Below are 23,166 nucleotides of genomic sequence, written 5' to 3'. Positions count from 1 at the left end.
TGTAATCTAAGATGATTGATTTTCCGATCCTTTCGCTTCTGACCTTCCTGCCTTTGGTGGGGGCGTTGTTTATCCTGACCATCCGGGGTGATGCGCTGGTCGTTGCGCGCAATGCACGGTTTGCGGCGCTGTATACCAGCCTGTTCACCTTTGCGCTGTCCCTGTACATGATGAATAATTTCGACGGGTCGACGGCGTCGTACCAGTTCGTTGAAAAATCGACATGGTTCCCGGGGCTGAATATCGGCTACCACATGGGCGTTGATGGTTTGTCCATGTTCTTCGTCGTGTTGTCGGCCTTCCTGACGCCGATCTGTATTCTGGCCAGCTGGACGTCGATCACGTCGCGGGTGAAGGAATATATGGTGGCGTTCCTCGTGCTCGAAACCTTTATGATCGGCACGTTCTGCGCTCTGGATGCCGTGCTGTTCTATGCCTTCTTCGAAGGTGTGTTGATTCCGATGTTCCTGATTATCGGGATCTGGGGTGGCAAGCGCCGGGTTTATTCCGCGTATAAATTCTTCCTCTACACGCTGCTGGGCTCGGTTTTGATGCTGGTGGCCTTGCTGTACATGTATTTCCAGGCGGGCACGACGGATATTCCGACCCTGATGGAACATGGCTTCCCGCGTGATGTGCAATTCTGGCTGTGGCTGGCTTTCTTCGCCAGCTTCGCGGTCAAGATGCCGATGTGGCCGGTCCATACATGGTTGCCCGATGCCCACGTTGAGGCCCCGACGGCTGGCTCGGTCATTCTGGCCGGTGTTCTGCTGAAAATGGGCGGTTACGGTTTCCTGCGATTCTCCATCCCGATGCTGCCCGAGGCGACCGAGTTCTTCGCCCCGATGGTGTTCGGCCTGTCGATCATCGCCATCATCTACACCTCGCTGGTCGCGCTGGTGCAGGATGATATGAAGAAGCTGATTGCGTATTCATCCGTCGCCCACATGGGGTATGTGACCCTCGGTCTGTTCACCATGACAGCGCAGGGGATTCAGGGCGGTATCTTCCAGATGATCAGCCACGGGATCGTATCCGCCGCGCTCTTCCTCTGCGTTGGTGTCGTTTATGACCGTCTGCACACGCGGGAAATTTCCCGGTATGGCGGCGTGGTCAAAAACATGCCGAAATACGCCGTTGTGTTTATGATCTTTATGCTGGGCTCCGTTGGCCTGCCGGGCACGTCCGGGTTCGTTGGTGAATTCCTCGCATTGCTGGGGGCATACCGTGTGGACACGCTGGTGGCCGTGCTGGCGACCACGGGTCTGATTTTGGGGGCGCCTTATATGCTGATCCTGTATCGCCGCGTGATCTTTGGCCCGCAGGTGAACGAGGATGCGGCCGAAATGCTGGACATGAACTGGCGCGAAATCGTCTGTCTGGTTCCGCTGGCGATTCTGACCATCTGGCTGGGCGTGTTCCCAAATATGGTTTTGAACAAGGTTCAGCCCTCCGTCGATCATTTGATCAGCCGGTATGAAGCCGCCCTGACAACAACGAATACGGCGACGACGAACACGGCAACCACCACTATGACCACCACCGATACCGGCAACGCTGTTGCGGGAGAAAATCAATGAGTAATGAAGTGATCGCGGTTGAACAGGCCGTAGAGCATGTTGTCGAGAAAGCCGCCGATGTCGTGGCCATTGCGGAAACCCATCTGGTGGCATCATCCATGTTTGGCGCGGCCATTCCGGAAATGTTTCTTGCCGTGGCGGGCATGATGCTGCTGATCTTCGGCGTCCTGCGCGGCAATGATGGCACGCGGGCCGTGTGCTGGGGCACCATTGGCGCCTTTATCGTGACGGCCTTGTTCCTGACGGGACTGGATTGGGACCGGGCGCTGGCGTTTGATGGCATGTTTGTTTCCGATCGCTTCGCGATCTTTGCCAAATTCCTGATTTTGGCCGGGTTGGCGGGTGCGCTCGCGATCTCTGTGCGTTATTTGTACCAAGAACGCATGGCGCGGTTTGAATACCCCGTGCTGGTGTTGTTTGCGGGCCTTGGCATGTTGCTGATGGTGTCGGCGAATAACATGCTCTCGCTCTATGTTGCGCTCGAATTGCAATCGCTCAGCCTGTATGTTCTGGCCGCGTTCCGTCGTGACCATGCGCGTGCGGCCGAAGCCGGGATTAAGTATTTCGTCCTTGGCGCGCTGGCGTCGGGGATGTTGCTGTTCGGTATTTCGCTGATCTACGGCTATACCGGGTCGCTCAGCTTTGACACGATTGCCGCTACCTTGGGCGAAGCCAATGCGAGCGAGGCCGGCATTACCGCCGGAGCCATCGTGGGTATGGTGTTCGTTCTGGTTGGTTTGGCGTTCAAAATCTCCGCCGTTCCGTTCCATATGTGGACCCCGGACGTGTACGAGGGCGCACCAACTCCGGTCACCGCGTTGTTCGCCATTGTTCCGAAAATTGCGGCAATGGCCCTGCTGACCCGTCTGCTGTTTGGTCCGTTCGGGGCCATGATGCCGGATTGGCAACAAATCATCTGGATTCTGGCCGCTGGCAGTATGGTGGTTGGGGCCGTGGCTGGTTTGGCGCAGAACAATATCAAACGCCTGCTGGCGTACAGCTCTATCGGTAACATGGGCTATGTCCTGCTCGGCCTGCTGGCCGGAACGGAAGAGGGCGTGGCCGCCGTTCTGTTCTACCTCGCCATTTATATGGTGATGACGCTGGGCGTGTTTTCGATCGTCCTGATCATGCGCCGTGATGATGTTGCGGTTGAAACCATCGATGATCTGGCGGGTCTGTCCCGGTACAAGCCGGCTTTGGCCTATGCCATGGCGTTGCTGTTGTTCTCGATGAGCGGTATTCCGCCGTTGGCCGGGTTCTTTGGCAAGTTTCTGGTGTTCAAGGCCGCTGTGGCGTCGGGCTTCTATGTTCTGGCGGTGCTGGGCGTTGTCGCTTCGGTTGTGGCCGCGTTCTACTATCTGCGTCTGATCAAGGTCATGTTCTTTGACGAAGCCGCCGATCCGTTCGACGGTGAAATTGGTACGACCAAGCGTCTGGTGTTGACCGTTTGTGTTGCGCTGGTGGTTGGTTTCGTCCTGATGCCGGATACGTTGGTGGAAACCACCCGCGCGGCGGCCAGCGCCCTGTTCGGGCAGGCTCTCTAAGCCATGACGATGCGTTGGGACTGTCGTGTCTATGACAGTCTGCCATCGACTCAGGATGTCGTCCGGGCGGAATTATCCGCCGGGGCGGACGAGGGGCTGGTGGTTCAGGCCGCGGTTCAAACCGCGGGCCGGGGACGCCGTGGCAATCAATGGGTGTCACCCGTTGGCAATCTGTATATGTCGATCTTGCTCAAACCGGCTTGCGCCCCTGCGCTGGCCGGGCAAATGGCGTTTGTCGTTGCGCTGGCCGTGGCCGATGCGGCGCATGAACTGACCGGGCAGCAGGGCGATGGCCTGACCCTGAAATGGCCGAATGATGTTCTGGTCGATGGGGTGAAATGCGCGGGCATTTTGCTGGAAAGCGATCTGGGCCCGGCGGGAATGGTGGATGCGCTGATCATCGGTACGGGTATCAATATCAATGCCGCCCCGGCGGACCGCATCGGTCTGGCGCAACTGGCCGGGCATGAATTGGACGTCATCATCGTGCGGGACCGGGTTTTGCACCATCTGGGGCGTCTTTATACACGCTGGAAAACCGACGGGTTTGGATGGGTTAAAGAGGCATGGATGGTGCGGGCGCATGGCCTGAACACGCTCATCACCGCCCGGCTGCATGGCGGGGATGTATCGGGTACATTCCTTGGTATTGATGATAACGGGGCCTTGTTGCTCCAAACCCCGGATGGATCGGTGCAAATCGTTCATGCGGGTGAGGTCTATTTTCCAAACAACGCTTAAAAAACATTGATAATCCGCCAAATACCTGCACAATCGCCCCATGACAAAAAAGAGCAATAAAAAGACGCGCAGCGTCGCAGATTTTTCCATCGATCCTGATTTCGTCCACTTCATCCCGCTGGGGGGGAGTGAGCAATTCGGCGTGAACCTGAACGTCTATGGGTATCAGGGCAAATGGCTGGCCATTGATTGTGGCCTCGGTTTCGCCGGGCACCGTTTCCCGGGCATTGACCTGTTGTTGCCCGACCCGGAATTTATCGCGGACCGTGCCGATGATCTGGTTGGCTTGATCGTGACGCACGCGCACGAAGATCATATTGGCGCCGTTGCGCATTTGTGGTCGCGTTTGCGGTGCCCGATTTATTGCACGGCGTTTACCGCCAGCGTCCTGCGCCAAAAATTCAATGACCTGCCGGGCAGCAGCAATGCGAAAATTCATGTGGTGTCGCCGGGGCAGATGTTAAACCTTGCGCCGTTTGAAATGGAATTTATCCATGTTGCGCACTCGATCCCGCAGGCGGTCGCCGTTGCAATTAAATCGCCGCATGGCCATATCGTGCACAGCGGTGATTGGAACCTCGATCCTGAACCCGTCATTGGTGACAACACCGATGCCGCGGCGTTCAAACGTCTGGGTGATGAAGGGGTTCTGGCCTATATCGGTGATTCCACGAACGCCGAAGTTCCGGGCAACACATTGTCGGAAATGGAAGTACAGCGTGGCCTGACCGCCTTGTTTGGCGAAGTACAGGGGCGCATTGCCATTACGATTTTCGCATCCAATATTGGCCGTGTGCATTCCATCTGCAAGGCGGCGGAGGCCACGGGTCGGTCCGTTGCGTTGCTGGGGCGGTCCTTGCACCGCATGACTGGTGCGGCGCGTGAATGCGGTTATCTGAACGATGTGCGCCCGTTCTTGGAAGAGGACGAGATTGATTCCGTCCCGGACGAGAATCTGGTGATGATCGTGACGGGATCGCAGGGCGAAGCCCGCGCGATGCTGGCGCGTATCGCACGAGCCGAACACCCGTTTATCCGTTTCAATCGCGGCGACACGGTGATTTTCTCCGCGCGTCCGATACCGGGGAACGAAGAAGAAATCAACGTCGTTAAAAACAATTTGAGTGCGACGGGTGTGCATATCGTGACACCGTTGGATACGAACCACCTGATCCACGTATCCGGTCACCCGTACCGCGATGATATTCTGGAGATGTTCAGTTGGGTGCGCCCGAAGATCGTTATTCCGGTTCATGGCGAACGCGTACAATTGGCGGCGCAGTCGCGGCTGGCTCTGGGTGCGCAGGTGTTCAGTTCCATCGTGCCCAATAACGGTTCGGTCATTCGTCTGGACCCGAAGGGGGCCGAAGTGGTCGACCATGTCCGCACGGGCACGCTGGCGGTTGAACCGTCCCGCCTGATCCCGGCGGATCACCAGGCGATTGCCACGCGCCGCAAGCTTCAATTTACCGGCACGGTCCATGTGACCTTGGTTGTGGACGACCGGGGTGACCTGATTTCCGATCCGCGGATTTCCACCATGGGACTGATCGACCATGACAGCCCGGAGGAAAAGAAGCTGGAGCATGATCTGGTTGATGAGATTGAGGATTTGTTCGTCGATCTGGACATTGATGCAAAAAGGACGGATGATAGCATCGCCGAAGAAGTTCGGGTCGTTGCACGCCGTTTTATCAGCGATATTCTAGGGTTAAAGCCTAAAACGTCCGTGCATGTTGTTCGTGTCTGATCCATCCGGATCAAACATTTCAAAATTATGGAATTGAGGTTGCAATGACCTGGTTTACCGGAATCGTTGTGTATCTTCTGATTTGGTGGCTGACTTTGTTCGTGGTTTTACCATGGAAGGTCCAGCCACCGCGCCGACCGGAGCCGGGTATGGCATCCAGTGCCCCGGTTGCGGCCAATATGGGAATTAAATTCGTTGTCACAACGGTCATAGCCGCGTTCCTCTGGGTTTGCGTTTATGTGTTGATTGACAGTGGGATAATAGATTATCGATATATCGCCAGCCAGATGCAGTAAGGGGAGCCCGGCACCATGAAAACAGTAACTTTCAAATTGATGATTTCCGCCGCAATCGTTGCGGGTTCAATCGGATTTTTTGCAACAAACGCAAACGCGTATGACAACATTGTCTGCGGCACGCGCGCCGGTTTCGTTGGCGATGGTTCCGCAAATTACAAGCCGGGCGTTGATGCACACGGCAAGTCTGTTGCGCCTGCTGATCTGTCCCCGCAAATGCCGGGCATGGGCGAAGTGATCCGCGTTCCGATGACCGTGAATCTGGAACAGCGTTTGTCGAAAATGCTGCCCGCCGGGACCGAGTTGAAGGCCGATGCCGGATTGGTTGAAATTTATCGCGATGGCCGCGTCCTGTATAACGGTGTCGATATCACGACCCAGACCAACACGCTGTGCCGTGAAAAGCCGGTCGTTGAAAAAGCGCCGCCGAAGAAAAAAGTGAAAAAAGTTGAAGCCCCGATTGTTGAAGCGGAGCCTGTTGCGGCTGACGCTGTTGCAGAACCGGCTGTAGAACCGCAACCGATTATGCAGGAAAGCGCCCCTGTTGCCGCCGAGCCGACAGAGGCTCCGGCCATGATGGAAACGCCTGCTGTGGTGCCTGATGCCGCACCGAGTGGCGAGATCAGCGGTGAAATGACACCTGCTGGCACGGAACCTGCCGCGCCGACAGAAATGATTCTCGCGCCGGAAACCGCGCCTGTAGCGGAGCCTGAGGTTACGACACCTGAAGGGCTGCCTGTTCCGTCTCCGGCCCCTGCGCCGATGCCTGCACCGGCACCTGCACCGGGTGCAGCGACCGCTCCGGCGTCGATCCTGCCAGAGGGCAGCATGCCTGTTTCGCCCGAAAGCATACCGGCACCGGATGCACCGTTGGCGACTCCGGGTGGTGTGACCATTCTGGCCCCGGCGCCGCGTGGTCCGGGCGATGGCGGGTTGTAATCAACCCGCCCGTCTCGGGCGAACAATTGACATTTGATAGTAGAAGGAAGGACGCCCATGTCCGGTGCTCAGGCGAAGCAATCTGCTTCGGGCCAGAAGGTTAAAACTGCCATTACGCCCACGCGGGGCGAAGATTTCCCGCAGTGGTATCAGGCGATCATCAAGGCCGCCGATATGGCGGAAAATTCGCCTGTGCGTGGCTCGATGATCATTAAACCCTATGGCTTTGCGCTGTGGGAAAATATCCAGCGCGCGCTGGATGACATGATCAAGGCCGAGGGCGTGCAGAACGCGTACTTCCCGTTGTTGATCCCTTTAAGCTTTATCAGCCGTGAAGCCGAACACGTCGAAGGCTTCGCCAAAGAATGCGCCGTTGTGACACACCACCGTCTGGAGCAGGGCCCGGATGGAAAATTGATTCCGGCCCCGTCCGCGGAACTGGAAGAACCGTTCGTTATCCGTCCGACATCGGAAACCATTATCGGTGATGCGATGTCGCGTTGGGTGCAGTCGTATCGTGATTTGCCGTTGCTGTTGAACCAATGGTGCAACGTCATGCGGTGGGAAATGCGCACGCGCTTGTTCCTGCGCACGTCCGAATTTTTGTGGCAGGAAGGGCACAACGCCTTTGAAACCGCAGAAGACGCGCACGAAGATGCAATGAAAATGCTGCGCGTTTATAACGAATTGTATGAAAACGTGTTGGCGATGCCGGGCATCATGGGCGAAAAAACCGCCGATGAACGATTCCCCGGTGCCGTGCGCACCTTCACCATCGAAGCGATGATGCAGGATGGTAAAGCGTTGCAGGCCTGTACGTCCCACGATCTGGGCCAGAATTTTGCCAAGTCATGCAATATTCAATTCCAAGGCCGTGACGGTCAACAACACCACGCCTACACCACGTCGTGGGGGCTTTCCACGCGTTCCATCGGTGGGTTGATCATGACGCATGGCGATGATGACGGCATGATCATGCCGCCGAAAATCGCCCCGCACCAAGTCACCATTATCCCGATCGTGCGTGACGATGCCGGGGCCGCTGTTGTGATCGAGCGTTGCAAGGAAATTTCCGACGGTCTGCGCCGTGCCGGTTTCCGCGTTCATTTCGACAATTCCGATGCCCGCACCCCCGACAAAATGTGGGGCAGCATTAAACGCGGCGTTCCGGTGCGCGTTGAAATTGGCCAGCGTGAAGCGGAGGAGGGCACATTGACCTTCATTCGCCGTGATTTGGGCAAGGATTCCAAGAAAACGGTCAAGGTCGAAGAATTCTTCGGCACGCTGCAATCCGTTCTGGATGCGATGCAGGCCGATATGCTGGCCCGCGCCCGTAAATTCACCAACGAAAACATTACCGATGTGAAAACATTGGGTGATATCCGCTCCTTCTACGAAGGGGGCGGGCTTGGCTTCGTGCGTGCGCCGTCATCGATTATCGAAGATGCCGGTCTGGCCGAACTGAAAAAAGATTTGTCGCTGACCACGCGATGCCTGCCATTTGCTGATGAAGGGAAAACCGTCCTGATCGGCAAATCCTACTAGGGATGCTTTGATCTCTAAAAACTCAAAGCGCCCTGGCTTAAAAAAATAAAAAACAGGGAACGGGAATGGGACAGAATAAAAAATGGCTTCTGGACATGGATTGGAACCAGGATGCTGCCGCATTTGCAAAAATTGTTGAGCAGCATATTTATACCAATCCCCAGCCGTTGGATCGTTTGGACGATGTGATGAACGCATTGGCCGAATTTTTCGATGGTGGTGACGGGTACGCCGAAATTAAGGCCGGCATGGCTTGGCTGTATATGGGTGGCGTGCCCGAAACGGTGAAGGCGGATTTCAGTCCGTATATGCAGGCGTTCCTCAGCGAATGGCACGCATTGCAGGTTGAGATGACCCCGCATGGTATCGTGCCGCGTGAAGGCGTACGGTCGCATGCCGAGGCCGAGCCGCGGCAACTGGCGAAGCTGTTCAACATTATGGCCATGGATGATGCGCTGAAGGGCGCGCGCCATGACCCGTTGATGGGGCATCGCATGTTGCCGAAGAAGATTGAACAGGCCAAGGCCTGGTCCACGTTCTGGGGTGATACCAATCATCCCCGTCTGGATCAGGGGCATATTGGCCGTGTGACGTTGATGCAAAACCGTCATACGAATATCGTGACGGATCTGGACTGGCGGGCGCATATGCCCCGTAATGATTTTTAACCTTGTACGGGTGTTGTAAAGAAGTCGATGTTCTCTCCCTTTGAACGCATGGTGGCCGGACGATATTTGCGCGCGCGCAAGGCCGAAGGATTCGTATCCGTTATCGCCGGGTTTTCGTTTGCCGGTATCATGCTGGGCGTGGCGACGCTGATCATCGTGATGTCGGTGATGAACGGTTTCCGACAGGAACTGGTGACGCGCATTCTGGGGCTGAACGGTCATATCAACGTCTATTCCCTCAGCGCGCCGCTGGATGATTACAGCATTATGAAGCTGCAGATCGGGGACGTGCCGGGCGTGACGTCGGTATCCGGCATCATCGAAAGCCAGGCGTTGATGACCATTAACGGTTATTCCACCGGCGTGATGGTCCGTGGCATGACCCGTGACGATCTGATGAAAAAGCCGGTTTTGTCCGACCATTTCATCGAAGGGGAACCGGCGGACTTCACAGGATACAGCGCCGCCATTGGCCGCCTGATGTCCGAAAAACTGAATTTGAAAATCGGCAGTACGTTTACGCTGGTTTCGCCAAAGGCCAAAGTTACGCCGTTTGGTGGAATACCCAGCAGCCGAACCTTTACCGTTGCGATGATCTTCGATGTCGGCATGTATGAATATGACTCGAATTTCATTTTCGTACCGCTGGATGCCGCACAGGCCTTTTACCAGATGGGCAAGGCCGTATCCTCACTGGAAATCGTCACCAAAAACCCGCAGCATTTGAATACGGTCAAGCAAGATATTTCCCTGATCACCGATGGTGTCGCCGGGGTTTATGATTGGCGCGATAATAACAGTTCGTTCCTGAACGCGCTGCAAGTGGAACGCAACGTCATGTTCCTGATCCTGACCATGATCATTCTGGTCGCGGCGTTTAACGTGATTTCATCCATGATCATGCTGGTCAAGGACAAGGGGCGCGATATTGCCATCATGCGCACCATGGGGGCCACGCGCCGCAGTATGATGAAAATTTTCATCCTGACCGGGGCCAGCATTGGTGTGGTGGGCACGTTCGTTGGCACGGCCTTGGGCATTGCCTTTGCCCTGAACATCGAATCCATTCGCCAATTCCTGCAGGGGCTGACCGGAACGGAATTGTTCAGCGAAGAAATCTATTTCCTGTCGAAATTGCCCGCCGTGATTGATTGGAACGAAGTGATTGCCGTGATTGCCATGGCCTTTACCCTGTCCATTCTGGCGACATTGTATCCGGCATGGCGCGCCGCGCGCCTCGATCCGGTGGAGGCTCTGCGTTATGAGTAACATTTTGCTGGACGTCAAAGGCCTCGAAAAAACATTTCATCAGGCGGACCAAAGCCTGACGATCCTGAAGGATCTCGACCTGCAACTGCGCTCTGGCGAAATTGCCGCGCTGGTGGGGCCGTCGGGGGCGGGGAAATCGACCTTGCTGCAAATGATCGGCCTGTTGGATAAACCGACGGGCGGCACGATCATGGTGGGTGATAAAGATGCCAGCAACCTGAACGATTCCGCGCGTACATCATTGCGCCGCGATTCAATCGGGTTCGTGTATCAGTTTCACAATCTGCAACCGGAATTCAGCGCGCAGGAAAACGTGATGATCCCGCAAATGATTGCCGGGAAATCGCGTGCGGATGCCATGGTGCGGGCGGATAAATTGCTGGGTGCGCTCGGGTTGGGCCATCGCTTGGATCACCGTCCGGCGCGCCTGTCCGGCGGGGAACAGCAACGTGTGGCCATTGCCCGTGCGATTGCGAATAAGCCGCGTATCCTGCTGGCCGATGAGCCGACGGGGAACCTCGACCCGCACACGGCGGACCATGTGTTTGAAATGCTGATCCAATTGACCCGTTCGGCGGGGATTGGCGCGTTGATTGCCACGCACAACATGGAACTGGCCAAACGCATGGACCGGGTGTTGGAGTTGAGAGACGGGAAGATTACGGTCCGTTAAGGCCAAAACCCGTGTATTCCGTCGCTTTCACCCTTGGAAATCCGCCATAAATTCGGTTTAATGGCGCCCATGTCCAAACCACACGCAAATTTTGTCCATTTGCACACCCATTCCGCCTATTCACTGGCGGAAGGGGCGATCAAGGTTAAGGACCTCGTCAAACTCTGCCAGAAAAAATCCATGCCGGCGGTGGCCATTACCGATACAGGCAACCTGTTCGGTGCGATGGAATTCGCGCTGGAGGCGGCGAAGGGCGGCGTGCAACCCATCATCGGGTGCCAGATGCGTCTGGGCGTTGAGGGGCATCATCTGGTTCTGCTGGTGCAGAATATGGAGGGGTACAAGAATATAAGCTGGCTGGTCAGCCAATCCTTCATGGCCGCTGAAAGCGCCACCGATGATCCGCACCTGACTTGGGACAATCTGGACGGTCATTCCGAAGGTTTGATTTGCCTGAGCGGCGGGGTCAAGGGGCCGATTGGGCAATATCTTCTGCACAATCAGGCGAAACCTGCGGAAGAATCCTTGAAACGTCTGGCCAAGCTTTTTGACGGGCGGTTTTATATCGAACTGCAACGCCATGATCTGCGCGAAGAAGACCAGATTGAAGAAGCGTTGATCGATCTGGCCTATAAACACAATATCCCGCTGGTGGCCACAAACGATTGTTATTTCGCGACCGAAGATATGTACGAGGCGCATGACGCGTTGCTGTGTATTGCGGGTGGGCGTTATATTACCGAGGCTGACCGCCGCCGCGAAACGCGCGAGCATTATTTCAAAAGCGCGGCAGAAATGCAGGCTTTGTTCTCCGACCTGCCCGAAGCGATTGAAAACACGGTGCGTATTGCGCAACGCTGTTCCTTCCTGCTGAAGCCTATCAATCCCATCCTGCCGCCCTTTGCGACCGAAGGCGGACGCACGGAAGTGGATGAATTGAAGGTGCAGGCGGAAGAGGGTCTGAACTGGCGTTTGCAGAATTTCGTCTTCACCGAAACGATGGATGAAGCGACCCGCGCCGAAGTCGCCAAACCCTATCACGACCGATTGGCGTTTGAATTAAACGTGATCGTGCAGATGGGGTTCCCCGGTTACTTTCTGATCGTTTCCGATTTTATCAAATGGGCGAAGGATAATAACATTCCGGTGGGACCGGGACGGGGATCGGGTGCGGGTTCCGTTGTCGCATGGTCGCTGAAAATTACCGACCTTGATCCGCTGCATTTCGGGTTGCTGTTCGAACGGTTTTTGAACCCCGAACGTGTATCCATGCCGGACTTCGACGTGGATTTTTGCCAGGATCGCCGGGATGAAGTGATCCGGTATGTGCAAAACCGTTACGGCTACGACCACGTGGCCCAGATCATTACGTTCGGTCAGTTAAAGGCCCGCGCCGTGGTGCGTGACGTGGGCCGCGTTCTGCAGATGTCGTATGGCCAAGTGGACCGGATCGCGAAAATGATCCCGAACAACCCGGCCAACCCGATCACGCTGGAAGAGGCGCTGGAGCAAGACCCGGACCTGAAGAATGAATTGTACAAGGACGAAACGACCTCGAAACTGGTCGATATCGCCTTGCAGTTGGAGGGGTTATACCGCCACGCCTCCACCCACGCCGCCGGTGTGGTGATTGGTGATCGGCCGTTGCATGAATTGGTGCCGCTCTACCGCGAACCGGGTACAGACATGCCGGTGACGCAATTCAACATGAAATATGTTGAACAGGCGGGTCTGGTGAAATTCGACTTCCTCGGCCTGAAAACCATGACGGTTATTCAGAAAGCGGTGGAGTTGATCAAGGAATCCAAGGGCGAGGATATCAATATCCTGCAAGTGCCGTTGGATGATCAAAAGACATACAAAATGCTGGCCGAGGGCAAGACGGTTGGTGTGTTCCAGCTTGAAAGTTCCGGTATGCGCTCCACCCTGACGGGGATGAAGCCGAACCGGTTGGAAGATATTATCGCCCTCGTGTCGCTGTATCGTCCCGGCCCGATGGATAACATTCCGCGCTATATTTCCATTAAGGAAGGCAAGGAAGATCCCGACTACATGCACCCGTTGCTGAAGCCGTATCTGGAAGAAACATACGGCATCATGATCTATCAGGAACAGGTGATGCAGGCGGCGCAGGCGTTGTCCGGCTACTCACTCGGTGCCGCTGACTTGCTCCGCCGCGCCATGGGTAAAAAGATCAAGGCGGAAATGGACGCGCAACGGCAGAAATTTGTCGATGGGGCCAAGGAACATAACAACGTTGATCCCGAACAAGCCGGGTATATTTTCGACCAGATCGACAAATTCGCCGGATACGGTTTCAACAAATCCCACGCGGCGGCCTATGCGCTGATTGCGTATTGGACCGGGTGGCTGAAGGCGAATTACCCGACCGAATTTATGGCCGCGTCGATGACGCTGGACGCCGGAAACACCGACAAACTGGCGGTTTTTAAACAGGAAATCGACAAGATGGGCCTGTCGCTCCTGCCGCCGGATGTGAATGAATCCAAAACCATGTTCTCGGTCGAGGGCGATTCCGTACGCTACGCGCTGGCCGCGCTGAAGGGCGTGGGCGCGCAGGCGATGGAGCGTATTGTCGTCGAACGCGACAGCAACGGAAAATATAAAACGCTGGCCGATTTCGCAACGCGCATGGATTCGGGCGGCATGAACAAGCGCCAGATCGAACAAATGGCCAGCGCAGGTGCATTTGATCTATTGCACCCAGACCGCGCCAGCGTTTATGGCGGGGCTGAAATTATTATGCGCTACGCCCAATCACTGGCGCAGGAAAAAGCCGCGGGACAGGCCAGCCTGTTTGGCGGTGGTCCGGCGGGCGGTGGAGCGGGTCTGGGCTTGCCCGACTTTCCAAAGGTTGATCCGTGGGATCCGCTGGAAAAGCTGAAACATGAATTTGATGCGGTTGGTTTTTACCTGTCTGCGCACCCGCTGGATACCAAAGCGGCGCAACTGGAACGCATGAAAATCGTCACCATGGCCAATGTGGAAGAACAATTGGCGACGCGCCATGCGGTGTCCGTTGATATGGCCGGGGTGCTGTTGAAAAAACAGATCAAGGTGTCGCAGAAATCAGGCAACAAATTCGCGTTCCTGCAACTCTCCGACTCCTCCGGTGTGTACGAGGTTGTGATCTTCTCCGAAACGCTGGCGCGGTCGAAAGATTTTCTGGAGCCGGGCGAGGCCCTGCTGTTAAAGGCCGCCGCGGAAATGCAGGACGATCAGGTTCGCCTGACCGTTCACGATCTGCGCCCGCTGGATGACGCGCTGGCCGGCAAAATACGCGAGGTGCGCATTACGTTGAATGACGCCGCCCCAGTGCAAAAATTGAAAGATCTTCTGGATGTTGAGGGCCGTGGCCCGGCGCGTGTTTATGTGCATGTGCCGTTGGACGGGGCCGAATATGCCGAAATTACTTTGCCCGGCTCATGGTCGTTCTCAGCCCAAGCGCGCAACGCCTTGCTGAAAACCCACGGCGTGGGTGAGGTTCAGGAACTGTAATCAAAATTTTGTAACATATCGTCATCCCGGCGCAGGTCGGGATCTTCCAGCCATAATGGACGAAGACCCCGGCCTGCGCCGGGGTGACGGTTGGGGAACTGGAATGAAATTGAACAAAACCCACATTGAACAAAGCTGGCTCTCCCGTATCGGCACCGAATTCGATCGCCCGTATATGGAGAATTTGCAGGCCTTTCTGGACTCCGAACGCGCCAATGGCCATGCGGTTTACCCGCGTGAAGATCATGTGTTCAACGCGCTGAATCACACGAAATTTGATGATGTGCGCGTGGTGATTTTGGGCCAAGACCCGTATCACGGTGCGGGGCAGGCGCATGGCCTGTCCTTTTCTGTCCCCGATGGCGTCAAAATTCCACCCAGCCTGCGCAATATGTACAAAGAACTGGAACGTGATTTTGGCGTTACACCGCCCAGCCACGGCAATCTGACCCGCTGGGCGGAGCAGGGTGTCTTGCTGCTCAACGCCACCCTGACCGTTCAGGCGGACAAAGCCGGGTCGCACCAGAACAAGGGTTGGGAAGATTTCACGGATGCCGTGATCCGTGCCGTCAATGACGGGCGTGATCATGTGGCCTTTATGCTGTGGGGATCGTATGCCCAGAAAAAGGGCGCCTTCATCGACCGCACCCGCCACCTGGTCCTGACCGCCCCACACCCCTCACCACTCTCCGCCCATCGCGGCTTCATCGGCTGCGGCCATTTCCGCGCGGCCAATGATTATTTGGTGGAGCAGGGGCGGGCTGTCGTGCAGTGGATTTAATTTCAATAAAATCAACGCATTAGCCGTTTTTCTCCCATTTCATGCTGCACCTGCGATAAAATAGGTCTGCGACTGCGTACTCTGGTGCCTTCTTTTCCGGCGAAACTGCTTGAAAACTGCGGCTGATACGGGTATATCACACGCAATTAAATCCACATGCGGGGATTGGGATTCGTCATTTTGGCGGTTCCCTCCGGTGTTTTTGAATGGTTCAAAAATCACGCTCCGCAGAGGTTCAACCGGAAAAAAGGAAGTAAATACAATGGCTATGCCGTCTTTCACTATGCGCCAATTGCTCGAAGCTGGCGTTCACTTTGGTCACCACACCCGTCGCTGGAACCCGAAAATGCGCCCGTATATCTTCGGTGTGCGCAACGGCATCCACATTATGGACCTGCAACAAACGGTTCCGATGCTGGACGCTGGCCTGAAAGGCATCCGCGATATCGTGTCCAAAGGTGGGCGCGTTCTGTTCGTTGGAACGAAGCGTCAGGCGCAGGACAAAGTTGCTGAAGCGGCTAAAAAATGCGGTCAGTACTACGTAAACCACCGCTGGTTGGGCGGCATGATGACCAACTGGAAAACGGTTTCCGGTTCCATCAACCGTCTGCGCGAGCTGGACAACGTGATGACTGGCGAACTGGCCAGCAAATACACGAAAAAAGAACTGCTGATGATGGCACGCGAGCGTGAAAAGCTCGAAAAATCCATCGGCGGGATCAAAGAAATGGGCGGTGTTCCGGACGCTTTGTTCGTGATCGACACCAACGCAGAAGATATCGCGATTAAAGAAGCGAACATGCTGGGTATTCCGGTATTCGCAATTCTGGACTCCAACAGCGATCCGGCTGGCGTTGATTTCCCGATCCCGGGTAACGACGATGCGCTGCGCGCCATTGAACTGTACTGCGACCTGGTTGCAGCTTCGGTTCTGGATGGTCTGCAGGCTGAGCTGAAATCCTCCGGTGCTGACATTGGCGCCCGTGCGGATATCACGGAAACGCTGCCAGCGGCTCCGGTTGCTGAAAAGAAACAGGCAACTGCCTAATTCAACCGATCAGACAATCGGGGCGTCATGCCCCGATTGTTCTTTAAGTTCAATCTGAAGATTCACGTATAAGGGACTGAAAAATGGCTGATATTACCGCCTCTATGGTGAAAGAACTGCGCGAAAAATCCGGCGCTGGCATGATGGATGCCAAGCAAGCTCTGGTCGAAAACAATGGCGATCTGGAAGCGGCTATGGATTGGCTGCGCACGAAAGGTCTGTCCAAGGCCGCTAAGAAATCTGGCCGTACCGCGGCTGAAGGTCTGGTTGCTGTTGTTGCCGATGGCACCAGCGCGGCGATCGTTGAAGTGAACGCTGAAACCGACTTCGTTGCCCGTAACGATCAGTTCCAGACGCTGGTTCGCAATGTTGCCAAAGCTGCCCTGAAAGGCGCTGGCAAGGTTGAAGAAGTGGCTGAAACAGTGATCGAAGGCGGCAAATCCGTGAAGGACACGCTGACCTCCCTGATCGCGACGATCGGTGAGAACATGAGCCTGCGTCGTACGACGAAACTGGCTGTAAACGATGGTGTTGTGGCATCTTATGTCCACAACGCTGTTGGTGATGGCCTGGGTAAAATCGGCGTTCTGGTTGCGCTGGAATCCACGGGCGATAAAGCCAAGCTGGAAGCTCTGGGCAAACAGGTTGCGATGCATGTTGCTGCGGCCAACCCGGCTTATCTGGACAGCTCGTCCGTTGATCCGGAAGTTCTGGAGCGCGAAAAGAACGTGATCCGCGAAACCGCCAAAGAACAAGGCAAAGCCGCCGATATTATCGAAAAAATGTTGGAAGGCCGCGTTCGCAAGTACTATGAAGAAGTTTGCTTGATTGAGCAGATCTTTATCATGGACGGCGAAACCAAAATCTCAAAAGTTATCGAAAATGCATCCAAGGATGTTGGCGCACCGGTGAAACTGGTTGGTTTCGCACGCTTCCAACTGGGCGAAGGCATTGAGAAAGAAGAAACCGACTTCGCTGCGGAAGTGGCGAAAGTGGTAAACGGTTAATCCGTTTCTTCAAAGAATTACAAAAACCCCGCCATCTGGCGGGGTTTTTTATTGGTTGCCTGTTTACGTCCGTCATCCCGGCGAAAGCCGGGATCTTTTGCCATTATCGGAGGAAGACCCCGGCTTTCGCCGGGGTGAAGGAGGTTGGCTGTGGAAGGCGTATAGGGCCTGTAAAACCCCCAAATCCTCGGAAAATTGCCTTGTTTCCGCCCCAGAGGCTGATTAGAGTAAGCCCGATTTGAAAGCGCCGAAAAGCCCCGAAGAAACAAAGAGATCAAAGATGAAGGCCGTCCCCATGTCTGCACAAGCCTGTGATTCCTCCGCCCCGACTGTTGACCCGTCTGTTCGCTTCAAACGCGTGTTGCTGAAAATGTCGGGAGAGGTGTTGATGGGCGACCGTGAATACGGCATCGACCCGGCCACCATCGACCGGATCGCGCAGGACGTGAAACAGGCCGTCGATCTGGGTGTTCAGGTTTGCGTCGTTGTCGGGGCCGGGAACATTTTCCGCGGCGTATCCGGTGCGGCCAACGGGCTGGAGCGTGTGACGGGCGATTATATCGGCATGCTGGGCACCGTGATGAACGCGCTGGCCCTGCAATCCGCGTTTGAAAAGGCCGGGGTTCCGACCCGCGTGCAATCCGCCATCCCGATGCAAGCCGTGTGCGAGCCGTTTATCCGCCGCCGTGCCCTGCGCCACATGGAAAAGGGCCGCGTGGTGATTTTCGCCGCCGGCTCGGGCAACCCGTTCTTCACCACCGACACGCCGGCTGCGCTGCGCGCCACGGAAATGGGCTGCGATGCGCTGTTTAAGGGCACCAAGGTTGATGGCGTTTATTCCGCCGACCCGCACAAGGACCCGTCCGCGACCCATTACGATACCTTGTCGTACATGGACGTGCTGACCAAGGATCTGAAGGTCATGGATGCGACGGCGATTTCGCTGGCCCGTGAAAACCATATTCCGATCGTGGTTTTCTCTGTCCGCGAAGCGGGCAATTTCGCCAAAGTCGTTCGCGGCGAAGGCAAGTTTACGATCGTTACCGACTAAGAATACGAAGGAGAACATACAATGGCTTACGATAAAAATGATCTGAAACGCCGCATGGATGGCGCGATGGAACAGTTGAAAACCGAATTTACGGGCCTGCGCACCGGGCGTGCGTCCAGCAGCATGCTGGAAACCGTTTCGGTTGAAGCCTATGGCTCGCACATGCCGATCAGCCAGTGTGGTTCGGTCAGTGTACCGGAACCCCGCATGCTGACGGTCACCGTATGGGATGCCACCATTGCCAAGAACGTTGAAAAAGCCATTCGTGAATCCGGTCTGGGTCTGAACCCGCAAGCCGAAGGCAACGTGATCCGCGTGCCGGTTCCGCAATTGAACGAAGAACGCCGCAAAGAACTGACCAAAGTGGCCGGTAAATACGCCGAAGGCGCCCGCGTCGCCGTGCGCAACATCCGCCGCGATGGCATGGATGATATCAAGGCGATGAAGGGCGAAGTGTCCGAAGACGATCAAAAACGCCTGTCCGATGAAGTGCAAAAGCTGACGGACGGTTTTATCACCCAGATCGACAAGATGCTGGTTGATAAAGAAAAAGACATTATGACCGTTTGAGGCCCTGAGTATCCGCACCATGAGTCAGGCACCGCGTCACATCGCGATTATTATGGACGGCAATGGCCGTTGGGCGACGCAGCGGGGGCTTCCGCGTACGGCGGGGCACCAGCGCGGCGTTGAATCGGTCAAGCGCGTTGTGGAATCGGCGGTTGAGTTGGGTGTTGAATATCTGACTCTGTTCGGGTTTTCGACGGAGAACTGGAGCCGCCCGGTTGATGAAGTGCGCGAATTGATGCGCCTTCTGCGCATGTATCTGCGCGCGGAGACGGCGGAATTGCACCGGAATAATATCCGCTTGAGAGTTATTGGACGCAGAGAAGAATTAGATCCCGATATCGTCAAGATGATCGAGCAAGCCGAAAACCTGACCGCCAATAATACAGCCATCACCGTGATGATCGCCCTGAACTATGGTGGGCGGCAGGATATTTTGTGTGCGGCCACGAAAATGGCGCGCGCCCTGGCCGAACAGGGTGTTGAGCCGACATATGAAGCGGCGGAGGAATATTTGCCGCAATTCCTGTCCACCGCAGGCGCGCCGGACCCGGATATTTTGATCCGCACCAGCGGCGAACGCCGGATCAGCAATTTCTTGCTGTGGCAGTGTGCGTATTCTGAATTGTTTTACTGTGACACATTGTGGCCCGATTTTTCGAAAGCCGATTTGGAAGCCGCCATTGCGGATTTCAAAGCGCGCGACCGCCGTTTTGGTGGCGTGAAGTCTGAGGCAAAGTAAAAGAAATAAAGAAGCCGTCATACCGGCGAAGGCCGGTATCCATACGATCCATCCCATGGATACCGGCCTTCGCCGGTATGACGAATGTGGGGTGAATAAAACAGGGCACCGCGCATTTATATTGGCGCAGATCAGGTTGAACCGGATATGAAACTGACATCTCTGCAATCCCGCATTTTATCGGGCGTGATTTTGGGGCCGTTGACCCTGTTCCTGATTTATCTGGGGCATATGCCTTTCTTCATCTTCATGCTGGTTGCGGCGATGATTTCCGTTTGGGAATGGTGGCGCATGTCGGATGCGGGTGAACATCCGATGCGCGATGTGTTGGTTGGCGCGTTGTATATGGTTGTGGCCTATACATCGTTTATCTGGCTGCGGACGCAATTTCTGGAAGGGTTGTTTCTGGTCGCGACGTTGTTGCTCTGTGTCTGGGCCAGCGATATTGGCGCGTATTTTGCGGGCCGCGCGATTGGCGGGCCGAAACTGGCCCCGCGGGTCAGCCCGAATAAAACATGGGCCGGGTTTATCGGCGCGATGGTGTGCAGCGGCATCGTTTTAACCGCGTTGTTTGCCGCGCGCCCCAGTCTGATGCAATGGACACCTGTGGTCAGTGGTGGTTTGATTCCCGTTCATTCATTCGTCGTGTTTTTGACCGGGTGCTGGTTCGGGGCCGTGGGGCAGGCGGGTGATTTGTTGATCTCCGCATTCAAACGCCGCGTCGGTGTAAAAGATACGGGGAATTTGATCCCCGGTCATGGTGGTTTGCTGGACCGGATTGATTCACTGCTGCTGGCAGCACCCATGTTCCTGCTGGCTTACATGATGTGGTTGCGATGAGTAAACGCGTCACAATTCTGGGATCGACCGGATCGGTGGGCACATCGACGGTTGATCTGATCCTGAACAATCCACAAGCCTATGACGTGCAGGCCCTGACGGCACAGACGAATGTGGACCGTCTGGCCGATCAAGCGATTCAGTTGAAAGCCAAACGCGCCGTCATTGGCGATGAATCCCACTATGCCGCATTGAAAAGCCGTCTGGCCGGAACGGGCATTGAATGTGCCGCCGGGCGTTCTGCCGTGATCGAAGCGGCCAGCATGCCGAGCGATTGGACCATGGCGGCGATTGTCGGCATGGCAGGGCTGGAACCCATTCTGGCCGCGATTGCCCAAGGGCAGTGCGTGGCGATTGCAAACAAAGAACCGTTGGTGGCCGCCGGGCCGTTGGTGATGGCGGCGGCGCGTGCAAGCGGCGCGATCCTGTTGCCCGTGGACAGCGAACACAACGCCGTGTTTCAGGTTTTTGAAAATGAAAACCGCGCCGGCATTGACCGCATTATCCTGACCGCATCGGGCGGTCCGTTCCGCACGTGGACGATGGATCAAATGCGCGCCGCCACCCCGGCGCAGGCCGTGGCTCACCCGAACTGGACCATGGGCGCCAAAATTTCCGTCGACAGCGCCAGCATGATGAACAAGGCGCTGGAGGTGATCGAGGCGCATTATCTGTTCGCCATGCCGCCGGAACAGATTGACGTGCTGGTCCACCCGCAATCGGTCATTCACTCCATGGTCGAATATGCCGATGGATCGGTTCTTGCCCAATTGGGCGCGCCGGATATGCGCACGCCGATTGCCTATACTTTGGGCTGGCCCGACCGGATTCGCACCAGCGGCCAGCGTCTGGATTTAAAAACACTGACCCGGCTGGATTTTGAACAGATCGACCCGGTGCGCTTCCCCTCTATCCCAATGGCGTATGATTGTTTGCGCGCTGGCCCAGCCCATTGCATAGCGTTCAACGCGGCGAACGAAGTGGCCGTTGCGGCATTTCTGGACGGGCGGATCGGGTTTTATGGTATTATGGACGCAGTGAGATATGCGGTCGAACGCGTCGAAAAGGTGGATATGTCCAATCTTTCTGATGTGCTGGACTTTGACGGCGCTGTGCGCGACGATACAACCGCCTATATGAATTCTCATCACGCGCTGAAAAGCGCTTAACGACCAAGATCCTACGGAGTTGCAATGACCACGTCCATGGCCGAAATGTTTCAGCTTGTTGCCGGTAATGTCTGGCTTTATGGCGGGTCGTTCCTGCTGGTCTTGAGCATTCTGGTGTTCATCCATGAATTTGGCCACTACTACGTCGCGCGCCTGTGCGGTGTGCGGGTGGAAGTGTTCTCCATCGGTTTTGGCCGCGAAATCTGGGGCTTTAACGACAAACACGGCACACGCTGGAAATTCTCGCTGATCCCGTTGGGCGGCTACGTCAAAATGTTTGGCGATTCCGACCCGGCCAGTGCAGGCCATACGGATAAGGTCAAAGGCGAGGGTGGTGAAGCACCGCGCGCCATGACCGAAGCCGAACGGAAAGAGGCTTTCTTCGCCAAATCCGTCGGCAAGCGTGCGGCCATCGTCTTTGCTGGCCCGGCGATTAACTACCTGTTCGCCGTTGTTTTGCTGGCGGGCTTGTTCATGTTCCATGGTCAGGATGTCACCCCGGCGGAATCCTCCGCTGTGATTGCTGGTTCCGCCGCGGACAAGGCCGGGTTCAAGCCGCATGACGTGATTTTGACCATTGATGGGCAGTCGATTGATCGTTTCGATGAATTGCGCCGTTCCGTCATGGTGAAGCTGGATACGCCGATGGAGTTCACCATCGACCGCGGTGGTGAGGTGGTCAGTCTGACCGCAACGCCGGAACGGATGGAAACCGAAGACCGCCACGGGTTCAAAAGCACCCGCGGCATGCTGGGCGTGATCAGCCCGGGCGATGGTCTGGCGATTGACAATATCGTGGCCGTAAACGGCCAGCGCACCGAAACGCCGGACGCGATCCGTGCGGCTCTGCTGGCCAATATGGGCAAGACCTTCCCGATTACGCTGGATCGTGGCGCAAAGGAAGAGGACATGATCGTCCAGCCCTTGCTGGAACAGAACCAGGACCTGAAAATCCCGGAATCCGAAGGGTATAACGTTTTGGTCGTGGCGCAGGGTGCGCCGCAGAAAACCATTCGTCATAATCCGGTTGGGGCCGTTGGGGCGGCTGTGGCCGAAACATGGTCCGTGACCACCAGTACGCTGGAAGCTATTGGCCAGATGTTCACCGGAACGCGCAGCGCGACGGAACTGGGCGGGATTATCCGCATCGGGGCGCTGGCTGGTGACATGGCGCAGGTGGGGATTTTGGCGCTGATCAGCTTCACGGCCCTGCTTTCCATAAACCTTGGATTGATCAACCTGTTCCCAATCCCGATGCTGGATGGTGGCCACTTGGCTTTCTATGCCGTTGAAGCGGTTAAAGGGGGCCCGATTTCTGAACAATTTCAGGAATATGCCTTCCGATTCGGGCTAGCCATACTTGTCGGAATCATGCTATTTGCTAACCTGAACGATATCGTACAGCTGGTCCTCTGATCGGCGATTCCTACAGGA

Annotated in this window: 20 protein-coding genes; all 20 read left to right on the top strand. The window is 56.0% G+C overall.

Annotated elements, in window-relative coordinates; all coding sequences use genetic code 11:
* Nucleotides 1–11: 11 nt before the first annotated feature.
* Complete coding sequence (locus ACSC94_RS04485) at nt 12–1,580, top strand: NADH-quinone oxidoreductase subunit M (protein ID WP_435641856.1); 1,569 nt, start codon at nt 12–14, stop codon at nt 1,578–1,580.
* Between the two features lie 98 nt (nt 1,581–1,678).
* The gene (gene nuoN, locus ACSC94_RS04480) at nt 1,679–3,127 is read left to right on the top strand and encodes an NADH-quinone oxidoreductase subunit NuoN (protein WP_435642150.1); all 1,449 of its coding nucleotides are present in this window, start codon (nt 1,679–1,681) and stop codon (nt 3,125–3,127) included.
* Between the two features lie 3 nt (nt 3,128–3,130).
* Nucleotides 3,131–3,868, top strand: a complete 738-nt coding sequence (locus tag ACSC94_RS04475; protein ID WP_435641855.1) for a biotin--[acetyl-CoA-carboxylase] ligase — start codon at nt 3,131–3,133, stop codon at nt 3,866–3,868.
* Between the two features lie 40 nt (nt 3,869–3,908).
* Nucleotides 3,909–5,618 carry a ribonuclease J gene (locus ACSC94_RS04470; RefSeq protein WP_435641854.1) on the top strand — a complete coding sequence of 570 codons (1,710 nt, stop codon included), beginning with the start codon at nt 3,909–3,911 and terminating at the stop codon, nt 5,616–5,618.
* 44 nt (nt 5,619–5,662) lie between these two features.
* The gene (locus ACSC94_RS04465; protein ID WP_435641853.1) at nt 5,663–5,914 is read left to right on the top strand and encodes a DUF1467 family protein; all 252 of its coding nucleotides are present in this window, start codon (nt 5,663–5,665) and stop codon (nt 5,912–5,914) included.
* Nucleotides 5,915–5,929: 15 nt separating this feature from the next.
* Entirely contained in the window at nt 5,930–6,853 is a 924-nt protein-coding gene (locus ACSC94_RS04460; RefSeq protein WP_435641852.1) for a hypothetical protein, read from the top strand.
* Between the two features lie 57 nt (nt 6,854–6,910).
* Nucleotides 6,911–8,398: a proline--tRNA ligase gene (proS, locus tag ACSC94_RS04455; protein ID WP_435641851.1), complete on the top strand. Its 1,488-nt coding sequence runs from the start codon at nt 6,911–6,913 to the stop codon at nt 8,396–8,398.
* A 65-nt stretch (nt 8,399–8,463) separates the two neighbouring features.
* A complete protein-coding gene (locus tag ACSC94_RS04450; RefSeq protein ID WP_435641850.1) occupies nt 8,464–9,066 on the top strand; it encodes a hypothetical protein in 603 nt (200 codons plus the stop codon).
* A 27-nt stretch (nt 9,067–9,093) separates the two neighbouring features.
* Complete coding sequence (locus ACSC94_RS04445; RefSeq protein WP_435641849.1) at nt 9,094–10,335, top strand: lipoprotein-releasing ABC transporter permease subunit; 1,242 nt, start codon at nt 9,094–9,096, stop codon at nt 10,333–10,335.
* A complete protein-coding gene (locus tag ACSC94_RS04440) occupies nt 10,328–11,008 on the top strand; it encodes an ABC transporter ATP-binding protein (protein ID WP_435641848.1) in 681 nt (226 codons plus the stop codon). The genes ACSC94_RS04445 and ACSC94_RS04440 overlap by 8 nt, the downstream gene beginning before the upstream one ends.
* 69 nt (nt 11,009–11,077) lie before the next feature.
* Nucleotides 11,078–14,527 (top strand): DNA polymerase III subunit alpha, encoded by a 3,450-nt coding sequence (gene dnaE, locus ACSC94_RS04435; RefSeq protein ID WP_435641847.1) that lies wholly within the window; start codon nt 11,078–11,080, stop codon nt 14,525–14,527.
* A 103-nt stretch (nt 14,528–14,630) separates the two neighbouring features.
* Nucleotides 14,631–15,308 carry a uracil-DNA glycosylase gene (gene ung, locus ACSC94_RS04430; RefSeq protein WP_435642149.1) on the top strand — a complete coding sequence of 226 codons (678 nt, stop codon included), beginning with the start codon at nt 14,631–14,633 and terminating at the stop codon, nt 15,306–15,308.
* 262 nt (nt 15,309–15,570) lie between these two features.
* On the top strand, nt 15,571–16,356 hold the full coding sequence (gene rpsB / locus ACSC94_RS04425) for a 30S ribosomal protein S2 (protein ID WP_435641846.1): 786 nt from the start codon (nt 15,571–15,573) through the stop codon (nt 16,354–16,356).
* 83 nt (nt 16,357–16,439) lie between these two features.
* A complete protein-coding gene (gene tsf, locus ACSC94_RS04420) occupies nt 16,440–17,363 on the top strand; it encodes a translation elongation factor Ts (protein ID WP_435641845.1) in 924 nt (307 codons plus the stop codon).
* 295 nt (nt 17,364–17,658) lie between these two features.
* Nucleotides 17,659–18,414 carry a UMP kinase gene (gene pyrH, locus ACSC94_RS04415; RefSeq protein ID WP_435641844.1) on the top strand — a complete coding sequence of 252 codons (756 nt, stop codon included), beginning with the start codon at nt 17,659–17,661 and terminating at the stop codon, nt 18,412–18,414.
* A 21-nt stretch (nt 18,415–18,435) separates the two neighbouring features.
* On the top strand, nt 18,436–18,984 hold the full coding sequence (gene frr / locus ACSC94_RS04410) for a ribosome recycling factor (RefSeq protein ID WP_435641843.1): 549 nt from the start codon (nt 18,436–18,438) through the stop codon (nt 18,982–18,984).
* Between the two features lie 19 nt (nt 18,985–19,003).
* A complete protein-coding gene (locus tag ACSC94_RS04405) occupies nt 19,004–19,723 on the top strand; it encodes an isoprenyl transferase (protein ID WP_435641842.1) in 720 nt (239 codons plus the stop codon).
* A 147-nt stretch (nt 19,724–19,870) separates the two neighbouring features.
* Nucleotides 19,871–20,563, top strand: coding sequence for a phosphatidate cytidylyltransferase (locus tag ACSC94_RS04400; RefSeq protein ID WP_435641841.1), 693 nt, complete (start codon nt 19,871–19,873; stop codon nt 20,561–20,563).
* Nucleotides 20,560–21,732 (top strand): 1-deoxy-D-xylulose-5-phosphate reductoisomerase, encoded by a 1,173-nt coding sequence (dxr, locus tag ACSC94_RS04395; RefSeq protein WP_435641840.1) that lies wholly within the window; start codon nt 20,560–20,562, stop codon nt 21,730–21,732. The genes ACSC94_RS04400 and dxr overlap by 4 nt, the downstream gene beginning before the upstream one ends.
* A 24-nt stretch (nt 21,733–21,756) precedes the next feature.
* On the top strand, nt 21,757–23,148 hold the full coding sequence (gene rseP, locus ACSC94_RS04390; RefSeq protein ID WP_435641839.1) for an RIP metalloprotease RseP: 1,392 nt from the start codon (nt 21,757–21,759) through the stop codon (nt 23,146–23,148).
* Nucleotides 23,149–23,166 lie beyond the last annotated feature (18 nt).

This window comes from Micavibrio aeruginosavorus (assembly GCF_051245535.1).
GTDB lineage: Bacteria > Pseudomonadota > Alphaproteobacteria > Micavibrionales > Micavibrionaceae > Micavibrio > Micavibrio aeruginosavorus_D.
This window is presented reverse-complemented; position numbering and strand designations above follow the sequence as displayed.

Bases quoted from the DNA above. Each gene is read 5' to 3' on its own strand.
- ACSC94_RS04400 (WP_435641841.1), top strand. From the start codon at position 19,871: ATGAAACTGACATCTCTGCAATCCCGCATTTTATCGGGCGTGATTTTG.
- dxr (WP_435641840.1), top strand. From the start codon at position 20,560: ATGAGTAAACGCGTCACAATTCTGGGATCGACCGGATCGGTGGGCACA.
- ACSC94_RS04460 (WP_435641852.1), top strand. From the start codon at position 5,930: ATGAAAACAGTAACTTTCAAATTGATGATTTCCGCCGCAATCGTTGCG.
- ACSC94_RS04465 (WP_435641853.1), top strand. From the start codon at position 5,663: ATGACCTGGTTTACCGGAATCGTTGTGTATCTTCTGATTTGGTGGCTG.
- ACSC94_RS04405 (WP_435641842.1), top strand. From the start codon at position 19,004: ATGAGTCAGGCACCGCGTCACATCGCGATTATTATGGACGGCAATGGC.
- frr (WP_435641843.1), top strand. From the start codon at position 18,436: ATGGCTTACGATAAAAATGATCTGAAACGCCGCATGGATGGCGCGATG.
- rpsB (WP_435641846.1), top strand. From the start codon at position 15,571: ATGGCTATGCCGTCTTTCACTATGCGCCAATTGCTCGAAGCTGGCGTT.
- proS (WP_435641851.1), top strand. From the start codon at position 6,911: ATGTCCGGTGCTCAGGCGAAGCAATCTGCTTCGGGCCAGAAGGTTAAA.
- tsf (WP_435641845.1), top strand. From the start codon at position 16,440: ATGGCTGATATTACCGCCTCTATGGTGAAAGAACTGCGCGAAAAATCC.
- ACSC94_RS04470 (WP_435641854.1), top strand. From the start codon at position 3,909: ATGACAAAAAAGAGCAATAAAAAGACGCGCAGCGTCGCAGATTTTTCC.
- ACSC94_RS04485 (WP_435641856.1), top strand. From the start codon at position 12: ATGATTGATTTTCCGATCCTTTCGCTTCTGACCTTCCTGCCTTTGGTG.
- ACSC94_RS04440 (WP_435641848.1), top strand. From the start codon at position 10,328: ATGAGTAACATTTTGCTGGACGTCAAAGGCCTCGAAAAAACATTTCAT.
- pyrH (WP_435641844.1), top strand. From the start codon at position 17,659: ATGTCTGCACAAGCCTGTGATTCCTCCGCCCCGACTGTTGACCCGTCT.
- dnaE (WP_435641847.1), top strand. From the start codon at position 11,078: ATGTCCAAACCACACGCAAATTTTGTCCATTTGCACACCCATTCCGCC.
- rseP (WP_435641839.1), top strand. From the start codon at position 21,757: ATGACCACGTCCATGGCCGAAATGTTTCAGCTTGTTGCCGGTAATGTC.
- ACSC94_RS04475 (WP_435641855.1), top strand. From the start codon at position 3,131: ATGACGATGCGTTGGGACTGTCGTGTCTATGACAGTCTGCCATCGACT.
- ACSC94_RS04445 (WP_435641849.1), top strand. From the start codon at position 9,094: ATGTTCTCTCCCTTTGAACGCATGGTGGCCGGACGATATTTGCGCGCG.
- ung (WP_435642149.1), top strand. From the start codon at position 14,631: ATGAAATTGAACAAAACCCACATTGAACAAAGCTGGCTCTCCCGTATC.
- ACSC94_RS04450 (WP_435641850.1), top strand. From the start codon at position 8,464: ATGGGACAGAATAAAAAATGGCTTCTGGACATGGATTGGAACCAGGAT.
- nuoN (WP_435642150.1), top strand. From the start codon at position 1,679: ATGTTTGGCGCGGCCATTCCGGAAATGTTTCTTGCCGTGGCGGGCATG.